15 protein-coding genes are annotated in these 14,382 nt (G+C 53.0%); 4 read left to right on the forward strand and 11 right to left on the reverse strand.

The genetic code is table 11. From position 1 onward, the window contains the following. Positions 1-29: 29 nt before the first annotated feature. The 5 genes from M0D42_RS08990 to M0D42_RS09010 form a co-directional block, all read right to left on the reverse strand. Entirely contained in the window at positions 30-593 is a 564-nt protein-coding gene (locus tag M0D42_RS08990) for an SRPBCC domain-containing protein (protein ID WP_265018275.1), read from the reverse strand. A gap of 15 nt (positions 594-608) precedes the next feature. Beyond that, positions 609-1,175, reverse strand: a complete 567-nt coding sequence (locus tag M0D42_RS08995) for a TetR/AcrR family transcriptional regulator (RefSeq protein WP_265018276.1) — start codon at positions 1,173-1,175, stop codon at positions 609-611. A 235-nt stretch (positions 1,176-1,410) separates the two neighbouring features. Then, positions 1,411-1,560 carry a tripartite tricarboxylate transporter permease gene (locus M0D42_RS09000; protein ID WP_330221167.1) on the reverse strand — a complete coding sequence of 50 codons (150 nt, stop codon included), beginning with the start codon at positions 1,558-1,560 and terminating at the stop codon, positions 1,411-1,413. A 52-nt stretch (positions 1,561-1,612) separates the two neighbouring features. Further along, positions 1,613-2,140, reverse strand: coding sequence for a tripartite tricarboxylate transporter permease (locus M0D42_RS16020; RefSeq protein WP_330221197.1), 528 nt, complete (start codon positions 2,138-2,140; stop codon positions 1,613-1,615). Beyond that, positions 2,137-3,036: a LysR family transcriptional regulator gene (locus tag M0D42_RS09010; protein WP_265018278.1), complete on the reverse strand. Its 900-nt coding sequence runs from the start codon at positions 3,034-3,036 to the stop codon at positions 2,137-2,139. Before M0D42_RS09010 ends, M0D42_RS16020 begins: the two co-directional genes overlap by 4 nt. Positions 3,037-3,146: 110 nt before the next feature. Between M0D42_RS09010 and M0D42_RS09015 the strand changes: the two genes are divergently transcribed. The 4 genes from M0D42_RS09015 to M0D42_RS09030 are packed head-to-tail and all read left to right on the forward strand — an operon-like array spanning position 3,147 to position 7,782. After that, complete coding sequence (locus M0D42_RS09015) at positions 3,147-4,706, forward strand: sulfatase (protein WP_265018279.1); 1,560 nt, start codon at positions 3,147-3,149, stop codon at positions 4,704-4,706. A 54-nt stretch (positions 4,707-4,760) separates the two neighbouring features. Next, positions 4,761-5,762, forward strand: coding sequence for a tripartite tricarboxylate transporter substrate-binding protein (locus M0D42_RS09020; protein WP_265018280.1), 1,002 nt, complete (start codon positions 4,761-4,763; stop codon positions 5,760-5,762). A 13-nt stretch (positions 5,763-5,775) separates the two neighbouring features. Beyond that, a complete protein-coding gene (locus M0D42_RS09025; RefSeq protein ID WP_265018281.1) occupies positions 5,776-6,270 on the forward strand; it encodes a tripartite tricarboxylate transporter TctB family protein in 495 nt (164 codons plus the stop codon). 6 nt (positions 6,271-6,276) lie between these two features. Next, positions 6,277-7,782 carry a tripartite tricarboxylate transporter permease gene (locus M0D42_RS09030; RefSeq protein ID WP_265018282.1) on the forward strand — a complete coding sequence of 502 codons (1,506 nt, stop codon included), beginning with the start codon at positions 6,277-6,279 and terminating at the stop codon, positions 7,780-7,782. 396 nt (positions 7,783-8,178) lie between these two features. Here M0D42_RS09030 and M0D42_RS09035 read toward each other — a convergent pair whose 3' ends face one another. The 6 genes from M0D42_RS09035 to M0D42_RS09060 form a co-directional block, all read right to left on the reverse strand. Beyond that, positions 8,179-8,502, reverse strand: a complete 324-nt coding sequence (locus tag M0D42_RS09035; RefSeq protein ID WP_265018283.1) for a 2Fe-2S iron-sulfur cluster-binding protein — start codon at positions 8,500-8,502, stop codon at positions 8,179-8,181. 6 nt (positions 8,503-8,508) lie between these two features. Further along, positions 8,509-8,901 (reverse strand): carboxymuconolactone decarboxylase family protein, encoded by a 393-nt coding sequence (locus M0D42_RS09040; protein ID WP_265018284.1) that lies wholly within the window; start codon positions 8,899-8,901, stop codon positions 8,509-8,511. A gap of 67 nt (positions 8,902-8,968) precedes the next feature. After that, a complete protein-coding gene (locus M0D42_RS09045) occupies positions 8,969-10,816 on the reverse strand; it encodes a BCCT family transporter (protein ID WP_265018285.1) in 1,848 nt (615 codons plus the stop codon). Between the two features lie 37 nt (positions 10,817-10,853). After that, positions 10,854-12,308, reverse strand: a complete 1,455-nt coding sequence (locus M0D42_RS09050; protein WP_265018286.1) for an aldehyde dehydrogenase family protein — start codon at positions 12,306-12,308, stop codon at positions 10,854-10,856. Positions 12,309-12,386: 78 nt separating this feature from the next. Then, positions 12,387-13,496 carry an aromatic ring-hydroxylating oxygenase subunit alpha gene (locus tag M0D42_RS09055; RefSeq protein WP_265018287.1) on the reverse strand — a complete coding sequence of 370 codons (1,110 nt, stop codon included), beginning with the start codon at positions 13,494-13,496 and terminating at the stop codon, positions 12,387-12,389. Further along, complete coding sequence (locus M0D42_RS09060; RefSeq protein WP_265018288.1) at positions 13,493-14,380, reverse strand: MurR/RpiR family transcriptional regulator; 888 nt, start codon at positions 14,378-14,380, stop codon at positions 13,493-13,495. The genes M0D42_RS09055 and M0D42_RS09060 overlap by 4 nt, the downstream gene beginning before the upstream one ends. Positions 14,381-14,382: the final 2 nt, after the last annotated feature.

The raw sequence follows: 14,382 nt of genomic DNA on the forward strand, positions 1-14,382 counted from the left end.
GGGATCTATCCGTTTCTTAAGTAGCAGCGTTACTTTTCGACTTCCGTCTTCAGCGCCTGGTTGAAGGCCCGGTACCCCGGAAGAACGCGCTCGGCAAAAAAGGCCGTTGTGCGGTTGGGTTGCTCGGTGCTGGTCCCCTTGAAGGCGTCACTTTGGATGAGCCTGCTTTGGCAATCCGAGATTGCCACGACCTCATACAAGTGGTTGTCGAAAATGCCGGGGGCCGGACCTTTCAACTCCTCGGCCCAGCCGAAGGACCTGCCCTCCTGGTACGAAATGACATGTGGAATTTCCGCGACCCTGTCACCGACTTTGTAGAAGACCGTGACCGCGCTTCCGTCCGCAAGGTCGCCCTCTATGCCTTGCAAGGCGGGGCTCCAGTCCGGCATTGCCTCGAAGTCCGTGAGCGCATCCCAGACCTCTGCGGCAGGGGCGTTGATGGTGATTTCCGTAAAGACGGCGTGGTGATCTGACGCGATGACCGAGGTTGAGTGTCGCTCTATCGGGAAGTGCGGGTTTGGATTGCACGCCATTGCGATTGCGGGAAATGCTACCACAAGTGAGGCGGCTGCAGCCATGGAGCCAAATTTCATATATTAATCTCCGTATTAGGTTTTTGAGATTTTGAGAATGGTGCGAATTGCGGTCTTCATTTTGGACAAGTAGTCGACCTCGCTGCTGGAGAAGCCGTGCAGACCCAGTGACGTCGCAACCAGCGTCTCAGCGGCATCGTATGCAGACACTTCATCATTTGCGGCAAAGGAAATCGCCGGGTGTGTTGAGATGTAGTCTGACAACAGCGCGATGAACGCGGCTCGAAGTTCGATAAATCGGGCACCCGACAGTTGGATAGTAGGTTGTTCCGCCCCTGCTCTCAGGCGCCTATATCGTTTGACATATTGCCCGTGCCAAACGCCAAAAACTTCTGTGAGCGCTTCCAAGGGCTCGGCGGTTGTTTCAAGAATTTCCGTTGCCTGCGCCAAATTTCGGGACATCTCGAACTCGAAATTCGCCTGAAACAGGGTCTCCTTATCCCCGAAGTGGATGTAGATCGTTTGCCGCGAAACTTCCGCCGCCCGCGCAATGTCATTCAGAGACACCTTTTGATATCCGTACTCACGGAATGCCTCGCAGGCGGCTTCCAATATTTGAGTTTTCGTATCGCGCCGCGCCACGGGTCTCTCCCTCACCATTGGCACTATTTTACAAATGAGACAGGAATTGTAAACTTCGTCTGGTTACGCTGAACATCAAAGCGGCGGGCCTTGTCAGCTTGAAGCCGGACTTGCCGTTTTCATTCGGCATTTGCGCAGCCCGTCCCGAAAGGCACCCCGAATGAGCAATACATTCACCGTAACCAGTAAGGCGGACACTGGAGGGCGAGAATAATCCAGTACCCCTTTCTCGAAATCAGAAACGCGTAGCGCGAGACAGGATGCCGATCAGCCCGAAACCAAGAATGACCACCAAGTCAAAGACCGAAGCTTGCAGCGCGAAGGTTCCGACAAAGCACAAGAGCAGCACAATCGGCGTAAGAAAGTACTTAGGTATCCGCAGCACGTAGACGAAAAAACGGTGCCATCAATATGCCTGCGATCAGCAGAAATACATTCTAGACCATATAGGCGAGGGAAGTACCGCCCGCCATGTCGGGCTGTTGTTCGAAGAGGATCGGGCCCAGCACGAAGCCAAAGATCAGGAGCGCACCAAGCAGCATCGCGGAGGATGCGTCGCCCGGAAAACCGAGTGCCAGCAAAGGGACCCGTCTGCCGCCAACGGTCGCGTTGTTGGCGCCTTCCGTTGCGACGCCGCCCTCGGTGCCATTGCCGTATTTCTCATCCGGCCGGGCCGAGGTTTTGGCAATGGCGTAGGAGGTGAAAGAGCTGATAACCCCGCCCGCCCCCGGGAAAGTGCCAGAAAAGAAGCTGATACCCGAGGAACGGATCAGGTTTTCCAGCTTCTGTGCGTCAGGATGACGGATCGGAACCCGGGCTGCGCGACCTCTACATCGGGTTACTTCAGAAGGTCGCGACTCATGATCTGATAAGCCCCTTAAGAAGGGGGCCGCCAGAAATGGCAGCGATGGTAAAGAATAGCAACTGTAGACATCTGATATCTCAACACCAGCGCTTTCAATTATTTCTGAAAATCAAACACATACGTGTCAAAATATTGTAGAACTGATTGGATTACACCATACCCAAGTGCGCTTTCGCGGACGTAAATTCCGGCACGCCGCGTGGGCATTCCTTGCGTCGTCGGTCTTATTACCAGACCTGTGGAATTTATAACCGTCGCTAGTTGAAGGGGAGCCGAAAGAACAAATTTTCCCTCATGTACAAGCTGAAGACCTGTATTAAATGACGTCGTACGCACATCTATGATAGAACGATTCATTGATCCTGGGACGAAATAATCTCGGATTGTACGCTCCGTTTCCGGGTCGACGGCGAAAATAACCCAATTGTATCCCTCTAGTTCGGCAGGATCGAGGGTTTCTCTCTTGGCAAACGGATCATCTGGATGGAGTACTAACCCGTGCTCCACTTGAGTCACGTATTTAACGTAAATGGTGTCATCCAGATGGTCATCGGTGATGACACCCATGTAGACGTCAAGCGTACCATCATTCAGCAAGTCGCTTTTGGGTAAATTCACATCCGTTGAAAGCTCGAGCTTGAGATGTGGAAATTCAGACTTCAATTGCGCGAACAACCCGGCGACGCAATTCAAGTGAAAGAGAGGTCCTGCACCCACGCGCAAAACTGACAGTCCGGCGGACCCGACGATACCGACCTCTTCCTGACATTGTCGATATTCGGCTTCGATACGTTTTGCATGACGCAAAAAGACATGTCCCGCTTCAGTTAATGTCATACCCCGACGATGCCGAATGAACAGCTCTGTCCCGATGCTCTCTTCAAGGTTTGCAATCCGTTTGGTGAGCGAGGGTTGCGTCAAACCAATCGACTCCGAGGCTTCTGTCAGAGTGTTTGCGCGTGCAACGGCGAGGAAGGCATCTAAATTGCGGTCCATGATATTCCTTTTTTGAATATCTTAGGGCAAAAAAGCAATTTTACAGAATATTTATTTCGACCCACACTCCCGAAAGCGCCAATCACAAAATTTGGCGGCTGGGGAGCGAAATGAAAACTGTCTTTGTCCTATTTGATTCACTGAACCGCTTGGCACTCGGTGCCTATGGAGGAACAGCTGTTGAAACACCGAATTTCGATCGTTTTGCGCAGCGTTCAGTGACATTTGACAAACACTATGTTGGAAGCCTGCCTTGCATGCCGGCGCGTCGCGACATGCACACCGGGCGGTTGAATTTCATGCATCGTCACTGGGGGCCACTTGAGCCGTTTGATGACTCGTTCGCCCGTTGCCTCAGCCAGTCTGGTGTCTACACACATTTGATTTCTGACCATCTTCATTACTTCGAGGAAGGCGGCTGGGGATATGCGACGGCTTACGATAGTTTCGACTTCATCCGGGGGCAGGAATATGACGCCCTGAAAGCTTTGGTACAGCCTCCACTACAACGCTACAAAGAGAAGTTTGACGCCCGCCACTATCCACTGGATGAATTGCCAGAAGGGCAATCCGTCACCAAAGGCACCTCTGGGAAGACGGCTTGGAAAAAGTCCCGCGCGGCAATCTCCCGAGATTTCCTCAAAGAAGAGGCCGATTTCCCAACTGCGAAATGTTTTGCGGCGGCCTTTGATTTTCTTGATTTAAACGCTGAAGCAGATGACTGGTTTTTGCAGTTGGAGTGCTTTGATCCGCATGAACCCTTTGTGGCGCCCGACAGATTTAGGGATGCTTACACGAGCGGCTACAATGGCAAAATTCTTGACTGGCCGATGTATGAGCGTGCCACGGAATCTCCTGAAGACATTGCAGAAATCCGAGGAAACTACGCAGCGCTTGTGGCCATGTGCGACGAGTATTTTGGTAAGCTGCTGGATTATTTCGACGCAAATGATTTGTGGAAGGACACCGCCCTGGTCCTGTCTACGGATCACGGGTTCCTACTGTCGGAACACGAATGGTGGGGCAAAAATAGGATGCCTTACTATGAAGAAATTTCGCATATCCCGTTGATGATCAGCCATCCGGATTTTGCTGAAAATGCAGGTGAGCGGCGAAGCGGATTAACACAAACACCGGATCTTATGCCGACATTTCTGGATTTCCATGGATGTGAAGTTCCACCCGGTGTGACGGGGTCTTCGATCAAGGCTTTGCTTGGCATTGACAAAGCAGGTCATGACTCCGTCGCGCTCGGAATGTTCACCGGGCCGGTCTGCGTCACGGACGGAACGTACAGTTACTTCCACTACCCGGACAGCACGACGCCCGATCAAATCAATATCTACACGCTCATGCCAACACATATGCTCAGCCACTTTGACATCGAAGAACTGAAATCCAGCGAATTGGTGGGTCCCTTCGATTTCACAAAAGGCGCGCCGGTATTGCGCATTCAGCTTGATCCCAAAAACAGTCAGCTTGGGAATGACGGGCAAACACTCTCTGATTGCAACTCTGCTTTGTATGACTTGCCCAATGACCCGGAACAGCAGCAACCCATTGACGATCCAGTGATTATTTCGCGCCTAAAGGAACGGATTTCTTACCATTTCCAACGGCACGACGCCCCAACGGAGCTTTACGCCCATTTCGGGCTGGAAGGCCCCTGAGAGACTGGCGAACTTCGCCAAAACACAACATGAATATATGTATGGGAGGAAAACATGACATTCATGAAGAACCTAAAGACCGGTTTTGCCGCCGCTGCCTTCGCCACATTTGGCGCAGGTGCTGCGATGGCAGAGTTCCCTGAGCGGACCATTGAATTGATCCACCCTTGGGGGCCCGGAAATGCTATGGCAGTCAGCCAGATCATTGCAAAAGCGATGGGTGAAGAGCTGGGCGTCGACATGCCTGTGATTTCAACACCTGGGGCTGCGGGCACCAAAGGCCAGATCACGGCCATGCAACGGCCTGCGGATGGATACACCGTGTTTGACGGCTATGTTGCACCGCTGGTCCTGCAACCTGTTCTTGGAAACGCTGACTGGACCTATTCCGATTTCACACCACTGCATGCAGCCGTGTCCAATGCCTTTGCCATTGGTGGTCGTCCGGGTGAAAGCCGCTGGTCCAACTTCGAAGAGATGATGGCCTATGGGAAAGCAAATCCAGGCGAGTTGCGGTATTCTTCAGGCTCGCGCAACAACCTGCCGCATATGGTGATCGCGAAGGTTCTGCAGTCTTATGGTGTTGTTGCGCAGAACGTGCCCTACACGCAGGACGGCAACGCCGTCAAAGACCTCAAGTCGGGTGTTCTGGACTTCGCATTCGTAAATGTCGGCAACTACATTCAGGACAAACCAGCGTTCAACATTATGCTGGTTCTGTCTGAGCTCCCTGGCGCAAAAGCCTCCTATGATGGGGCGCCATCCATCGCGGACCTCAGCATTGACCTTGGACTGTCCGGGCTTGCGCCAATGGGATGGACCTGGTGGATTGTGAACCCAGACACACCAGATGCCGAAGTAGCCAAACTGCGCGCGGCGATGACCGCTGCGATGAAACGCGACGACGTTCGCTCTGCCATCGAAGCCGTTGGCTTTGTACCGCTAGAGTGGGACCATACTCAATATGACGCCATTGTAGGTCCGGTTGCCGGACAACTCGGAGCGATGGGCAATGCCCTTGATTGGGAAGTCGAAGAGCTGAAAAAGCTAAACTAAGGACGCATTGACGATGATTACCCAGAAACAAATGCAATGGCTGGTGTTTGCCTTTCTCGCAATCATCGTCGCTGTTACCTTTCAGCAAATCTACACTTCAATGACAGAACAGGGGATCGCCAGCGGCGGTCCCTACAACAACGGCGCGGCATATCCGCGGGCAATTGCGATTGCAATTGCGGGATTGGCGCTGTTGCAGCTGGTGATTGAGCGATTGGCCCCGCCATTAAGCGACGACGACATGCCTCCAGCACAGCCCGACCAACTGAAACGCGGCGCACTGTTGCTGGTCATTTTCGGCGTTTATCTGGGGCTACTCAAGACACTCGGATACCACTTAACCACCGGCCCAATGGTCTTCGCAATCATGTGGACCTGTGGAGCACGGAACACCTTAAAGCTGCTGCTCTCATCCTTCGCGCTGGCTTTTGTGTTTGCCTATGCCTTTGAAAAAATCCTGAACGTCGTTCTGCCAGGCGGCGTGTTCGGCCTGAATATTCCATGGTGATTGATCATGTTGTTTGAATCTGTTGCATCCGGTCTGGAACTCTTCCTTACGCCCCTTGCTGTTAGCATGACGTTGCTGGGGGTCATTATCGGGTTGCTCATTGGCGCGCTTCCTGGCCTCGGGCCGCTAATGGGCATTATCTTATTGCTGCCTGTGGCAATTTCTTTGCCGCCGGTTGCCGCAATGGGGTTTCTGATCGCGATTTTTGTGGGCGGTTCCTGTGGCGGCTCCATTTCCGCGATTTTGCTACGTATCCCCGGCACTCCCTTGGCTGCAGCCACCTTGTTTGACGGCTATCCTATGGCGAAGAAAGGCCGGGCGTCTGATGCGATTGGCATCGCCATCACGGCTTCGGCCATTGGAGGGCTGATAGGTGGTGTGGTTCTCATCATGGGGTCGCCAATCCTGGCAAATTTTGCCAGCGATTTTGCCCCACCCGAATATGCCATGCTGGCCATTACAGGTCTATTTGCCATTGCCATCATCTCGGGTGGATCGTTGGTAAAAGGGCTGATCTCTGGGTGTTTTGGTCTGCTTTTGGCGACCATCGGCACAGACGAATTTTCGACCGGTTACCGCTTTACATTCGGCAACCACAATATGCTGAATGGCTTTCATATCGTTGCTGTTGTTGTCGGCCTTTTCGCAGTGTCAGAGATGGCCGCTCAGATCATGGGTCGGGATCTGTTGAAGAAGCCGGAAATCAAGATTGAACGTCCCGGTTTCAATTCGATTTTTCTGACGCTCAAAAACTGGAAAAACCTAGTGCGCTCTTCAAGCATTGGCGTGTTCTTTGGTGCCCTTCCTGGCGCAGGCGGGGTGATCAGCTCGTTCACGTCTTACGCAATCGCCAAAGCCTGGGCGAGACCGGATGAGAATTACGGAGAAGGCGCCGAAGGCGGGGTGGTGGCAACGGAAGCGGCCAATAACGCGACTGTTGGTGGTACGCTAGTGCCCTCGCTCGCTCTTGGCATTCCGGGCGATGCGTCGTCTGCCATGTTGCTGGGCGCCTTGTTGATTTTGGGTTTTGTACCCGGCCCAATCCTATTTGAACAGCAACCGGACATGGTGGGCGGTATCTTCTTGGTCTATCTCGCCTCCAATGTGTTTTTGCTGATTGCCGGAATTTTGGTGACGCCTCTGTTCGTTTACATTCTGCGTATCCCGAAATTCTACCTGATCCCAGTAGTTTTGCTTCTGTGTTCCATTGGTACATTTGCCCTTCAGGCGTCGGTGTTTGACCTGATGGTGATGCTGGGGTTTGGGCTCGTTGGTATTCTGTTCAGAGCTGCAAACTACCCGCTTTCACCGATTGTGATCGGTTTGATTTTGGGCCCGATCCTAGAAAACAACCTGCGTAGAGCCTTGTTGATCTCTCGAGAAGGATACTGGATTTTCGTGGATCGTCCTGTTGCCGCAACTCTGCTTGTTATCAACATCCTGCTGGTCGTAGGCGCATTCTGGGTTGCTCTCAGAAACCGGCGTAACAAAAATCAACTTTCAAAAGCTTAGCCAATGCTAAGTAGCTGTTAGAATTGTACCAATCTCTACCGAACACTATACGAAAACCGAGGCCGAAAAACGATCGCTAAAGATTACAATGAGAATCCAAGGTACATGGTGGTATGGGCTGACAAAGTCTTCTCGGTTCAGAAGTTGCGGATCACGTATTATTTAAAAGTTTGGGGATGCTCGAGACCAAGACTAAAGCATGTGAGAGTCACGCATGCCTGACAAATTAGAAACCGGAAAACACTCATACTTTGAACGTTTCCCGATAGACTTATCGCCGTAGTAATACCATCTAGAACTTCTGATTTAACGACGGCTAACGATACTGCCAGTTCGTTGGGCTTACGAAACACCAATTGTAGGTGGCGCTTTTCAGGTGTCTTGAAGTGGCAGGAGTCAAACTTGGCGTTCAGGTAATCGCAATACCAAACCTTCCATATCCACCGTCACCTTCAATTGACATGTCAACCGAGATAAGCGTTCGTTTGGCTCATACGCGAACTCTAACATGTCCTCTTCTACGTCGCCTTTTGTCACAAGCTTGTCCACCCAGGCGTCATCGACATAAACATGACAGGTCGAGCATGCGCAGGCACCACCACAATCGGCTTCAATGCCAGCTATGTTATTGTCTCGCGCGCCCTCCATTACTGAAGATCCAACAGGAATATCAACAGTTCTAGCCTGTCCTTCAAAACTAAAAAACGTGACTTTGACCATACATTCTTACTCCAGCAGGCCGCGCTCGGTGAGCACCTTGCGTGCCACGCGGAAACATTCCAAGGATTGTGGAACGCCGCAGTAGATGCCAATTACGTGGATGATCGACTGAATTTCTTCCTTGGTGACGCCATTGTTCAAAGCACCTTTGCAGTGAACTTCCCACTCGTGCATTTTGCCCAGTGCGCCGATCATCGCGAGGTTCATCATTGAACGCGTCTTGTGATCGATAGTGTCGTCACCCCAGCCAAAACCCCAGCACCAGGCGGTCATTGCTTCCTGGAATGGGCGCGTGAAATTATCCGCCGCGGCGAGATTCTTTTCGACATATTCCGCGCCCAAAGTGGATTTGCGCTGCTCCAGGCCCTTCAGGAACAGGTCTTCGTCAAACTGACTCATGGTTTCTCCGTTTAAAAAAGGGGCGGTCCCGGAGCCTCCTCCAAGACCGCCCCGTTGCATCTGCAGATTATTCTGCGGGTTCTTGTGTTGCGATCTTGGACGCCGTGCTAGGCACGCCAACCTTTTCACGCTGACCATCGCGCCAGATGGCCTTGAGCACTGCGAATGCCATCAGCACCATGACCAGCGAGAATGGCAATGCGCCAATCACCATTGCCGTCTGGATTGCTGACAGGCCGCCCACGATCAACAAGGCACCAACAACAAGCGCCAGAGCTGCACCCCAGAACAGGATGTGCGGACGGGCCTTGGGGCCTTCGTCGCCGCCTGCGTTGATGGTGTTGATGATCAGAACAGCCGAGTCCGCCGAGGTGACCAAGTAGGTCAACAGCAGCACTACAACCATTACAGACATAATCCATGACATATTGTCGGACAGCAGCACCGCAAGGGTCGCAAACAGCTGATCTGACGTGCCTGCGGCCGCGATCGACGCCTCACCCTGCAGGGTCAGATCAATAGCTGTGCCACCCACAATGGCGAACCAGACAAAACACATGATCGACGGGATGATCATCGCACCCAGTACGTATTCACGCACGGTACGGCCACGCGAAATGCGCGCCAAGAACACGCCCACAAAGGGAGCAAAGGCAATCCACCACGCCCAGTAAAAGATCGTCCAGGCACCCTGCCAACCAGACAGGCGGCTTTCAGTACCAACCTCGTAAGCAGCAGCAATATCTTCCGCGGACAGGCCAGCAGCTGCAGCAGGCAGCCCATCGGTAAAGCTTTGCAGCGTACCCCATGGGCTTGTTGCGGCGCCGTGGATGGCAGAAATCTCTTCAGCTGACAGTGCCTGAACCGCAGCAGGAGCCGAAGCGGTAAAGCTGTCCAGTGGCGTAGAAGACCAGACCGCTAAGATTGTGCTAGGGATCGAGACGAGATAGTCGAATATCCCGACAAACAAAGCCTGCAGGCCAAACATCGTCGAGCCAAAGATAACAAAGAACGCCAGCAGCAGGAAACTAAGAACCATGTTCAGGTTGGACAGCCACTTGATGCCTTTGCCTACGCCAGACAACGCCGACAAGGTTGACGCGCCCATGATCACGGCTAGCGCAACCAAAATACCGGCCATGCTGGCTTTGACGGTGCCTTCTGCGTCAGTAGTCTGCAACCAGTCACCGAGCCCGATCCGTGACAGGCCGGCGATGAACTGTTCAACTCCGAAGCCCAGCGTCTGGGACACGCCCAGCACAGTGGCAACAACGGCGACGATGTCGACGATGTGACCCAGCGGGCCGGACAGCGCCTTGCCAAAGATTGGAACCAAGCCAGACCGGATGGTCAACGGCAGATCGCGACGGAAGGCAAAATACGCCAGCGATAAACCGACGATGGCATAGCTTGCCCAGGCAGCAAGCCCCCAGTGGGTGAAGGACCACACATAGGCAGATCGCACGTTATTCAGCGCCGATGGGTCTGTCACACCAGTGATGGTGTCCGGGTTTACGCCAAAGTGATACATTGGCTCCGCGGTCGCAAAGGTCAGCATCCCAATGCCGATCCCTGCCCCAAACATCATCGAGAACCAGGAAAAGCTCGAAAACTCGGGCTTGTCATCCTCATGGCCCAGTTTCAACCGCCCGGCCGCAGGCCATAGCGCCAGCCCAATACAGACGATCACATAGAAGGCCATCACATAGACGTACCAGAAGTTGAACGAGGTCAGGATCGCTGAGTTCAGATTAGACAGAACCGCACCCGCCTGTGAAGGAAAGGCAACTGACCAGATGATCAGAGCACCGACGACGATTTTGGCGGTGATGGCCACGTCTTTGGTAAAACCTCGATAAAAGCCGCTCTCTGCGGTCTTAATCGGCAGATCTGTTAGCGGTGGTTGGATTGACATAGTCTCTCTCCCTCTCCTTTTTTGCGTTTACTTCGATTCAGCCGCGCAACCGAATGGCAACATTCTTGGTTTGCACGTAGTTCCAGAGCGCCTCGCGCCCCTTCTCCCGGCCGTAGCCAGATTTTCCGTAACCGCCGAAGGGAGTTTCAACCCCTCCGGCGTACCACTCATTGACAAAAACCTGACCCGCACGGATTTCGCGTGCAGCTTTGGTCGCTCGGTCAATGTCACTGGTAAAAACACCACCGACGAGACCGTAGGGCGTCCCATTTGCAATCTGGATTGCTTCTGCATCATCCTTGAATTTCAGAACGGACAGGACTGGTGCGAATGCTTCCTCATTGGCAATCGTCATGCCTGGTGTCACTCCGGTCAAAAGAGTTGGTTCAAGGAAGGCACCAGGGATGTTCATCTTTCGCCCACCCGTTGCCGCCGTTGCTCCGACGGAAATCGCCTCCGACACCATGCCGGCAGCGCGGTCACGCTGTGCCTCGCTGACCATCGCTCCCATGTTTGCGCCAAACTCACCGAAGTCGATGCCCGGGCCAACATTCAGGTTTTTGGCCGTATCAACAATACGTTCCACCAATTCATCGTGGCGGCTTTCATGAACAATCACACGGCTCATGGCGGAACAGACTTGTCCCGCGTTGAAATAAATGCCCCAACGCACGTCGTTGGCAAAAGCTTCCAAGTCTGCGTCATCATGCACGATAGCCGCAGATTTTCCTCCCAGTTCCAATACGCATGGAACAATATTGCGTGCTGCGGCTGTGGCGATTGCAACTCCAGTTGGGACGGAACCTGTGAAGACAATTTGGTTCACATGAGGATGGGCAGACAAAGCAGCACCTGCCTCATGACCCAGACCACAAAGGATGTTTACAGCTCCTGAAGGCAAGCCAACCACTTCGGCTGCTTGAGCAAACCAGGCGTTTGTCAGAGGTGTCAATTCTGGGGTTTTGATAACAACCGTATTGCCAGTTGCCAGCGCCGCAGAAAGCGAACGCGCGGTCATTTCCATCGGATAGTTCCAAGGAATGATCTGTGCCGAAACGCCATAGGGCTCGTAGGTGGTGAAGTCGAAATAGTTTGAACCCAGCGGGATCGAACGACCTTCTACTGTTTCAGCTTGATTACCGTAGTATTCAAAATACCGAGCAGCCGCTTCGACTTCCATCCGGGCTTCCCAAAGGGGTTTGCCCTGCTCTCTGGTTAGCACCGGCGCGATTTCGTCGATCTTTTCGAGCAGGAAATGACCCATACGCTGCACCATGCGGCCACGCTCGACAGGGCGCAGATCGCTGAGTGCACCAGATAGATGAACCCGTCGCGCTGCCATGACAGCACGATTTACGTCGTCTGCATCAGCGAGCGCCTGTTCAGCCAGTTTTTGGCCGGTTCCCGGATCAATAACGTCGATACGCCCCGCGCCGCCGTTAACCCATTGGCCGTCGATATAATTCTGCCAGTAAGGCTTCACTTCATGCATGATATCCTCCAACCCTTTGACGAGGCGCTATCTGCACCGCGCCAAATTCAGTGTTTCTTCTGTAAGAATGTGACGGGCTTATTCTGTTGACTTGGGCGCGCAATCGACCGCTTCTCGTATCCACTGATGCAGTTTGGCGACTGAGTGTTCACTCATAACACCACAGGAAGGGTCAAGAACCAGCGGACCCGGGCGGAAGCCTTTGGATCTCAAGCCGCGGTTCACAGACTCGACCAGTCGGATATCCTCCTCTACCGTGGTTTCCCGATCCTGAATCGCCAACTTGCGAATTACGTCGCTTTCGTGACCACCTTCGGTAAACCAGCCCCGCCATACGGTGCATTTATCAACGGCATTTGCGCGCCAGTGGTATGTATTAAGCACATTGCCTGGATAGCACTGGAATGAGAAAGCTGGCCACAGGAACCAAGATTGGTAGTCCCCAGCATGAGGCACGGACATATCAATTGGATAGGTCATGTTTTCCAGTGCTTGGCACTCGGTCACATGCCGGAGAACATAACCACCATTGATGTCAGGCTGGATATCGTAGGTTTCCGGCTTGATGACTCCCGTTGAAAAGGTAGAATGGTTGGACGGGCAGTGATAGCACTCGGAGTAATTCTCAACCGAAAGCTTCCAGTTGCAATCTTCTGGAATCTCAACCCATTCTAGTGGGGCCAATTCATTCACGTGTGGCACAAATTCTCGAATTTCTTCGCGCACACCAGGGTACCATTCATCCATCGGAGCTGCGTCATTATCGAGATTAACGAATATAAACCCCAGGAAATCTTCTGTGCGAACCTCGGTCAGGCAAATTTTTTCGCGGTCAAAACCAGGCACTTTTTTTAGGTTTGGACCCGCACGCAAACCACCCGTCAGTTCATATGACCACTGGTGGTATGGGCACACCACGACGCGCGTATTGCCGGTACCCGTAACCATTTCATGAGCGCGATGCTGACACACATTATAGAATGTGCGGATAACGTTATCGCGACCGCGGATAGCAAAAAGGTTTTGCCCTGCGATCTCGAAGGCGAAATAGTCACCGACATTCGGAATGTCGTTGGTATGTCCAGCAAATTGCCAAGTGCGGGACAGCAAACCTTCCATCTCATTTTCGAAGATATCGGGATCCGTATAGTATCTTGGCTCTAGTGTGTGCGTGAGCGGTGCGTTCAATTCTGATCCTCCTGATACAGTCCAAGCTGATGGCGACGATTGTGATATTTTTCGACCCTGCCGACGACTTCCTCAGAAGAGTGCGCGACGACAAAACTCAGCAGAGTTTCAAGCAGTGCGATCGTTGCGGCGGACGATGGGAAAAATTGAGGGGTTTCCGTGGACACCAGAAACCCGTGATCTGCAGCCCGAATGATCGGTGACGCGGGTGAATCTGAAAGGGCGACAATTTTGATGCCCTGCTCCTTTGCGAACTGAACAGCCTGCACAACCTCGGTTCGGTAAGGTGAGCAGGTAATCGCGATCAACACGTCCTGCTCATCCGCCCATGCAAGATCATCTACGCTGGTCGACCCCGGGCGCGGAATTGTGTGGAAATCGGTCATTCCGGTTGAGGCGAGGTACGTGAAATTATGCGCGTTGGCATGATTCACGCCGACGCCCAAAGTGTAGACTTTGCGTGAATTCCAGATGGCTTCGGCCGCCGCCTGCAACTGTTCTTCACTGGTCGAGGCAAAGGTCTTTTCGATGTTCTTCAAGGCGCGCTCTGCCATGTCGGCAAAAAGCTCGCCCATCGCACCGCCCTTTTGGATGCCTTGCAGCCAGCGTGCGCGGTCCGAAAACGAGGCTTCACCGGATCGAATTGCATCGCGGAATTGCTCGCGGAAATCGTCAAACCCATCAAATCCGGCCTGACGGGCCATACGTACCATTGTGTTGGGTTTTACATCTGCGGCCTCTGCAACCTCTCGCACAGTAGAGAACCCGATATCCTCGGGATGTTCCATGACATAGCGCGCGGCCTTGCGCACTTGTGGTGTCATCTCATCCAACCCTTGAGACAGGGCATTTAATGCTGCGTTTGGTACAGTTGTATAATTCAATT

It is taken from the genome of Cognatishimia activa (assembly GCF_026016445.1).
Taxonomy (GTDB): Bacteria; Pseudomonadota; Alphaproteobacteria; order Rhodobacterales; family Rhodobacteraceae; genus Cognatishimia; species Cognatishimia activa_B.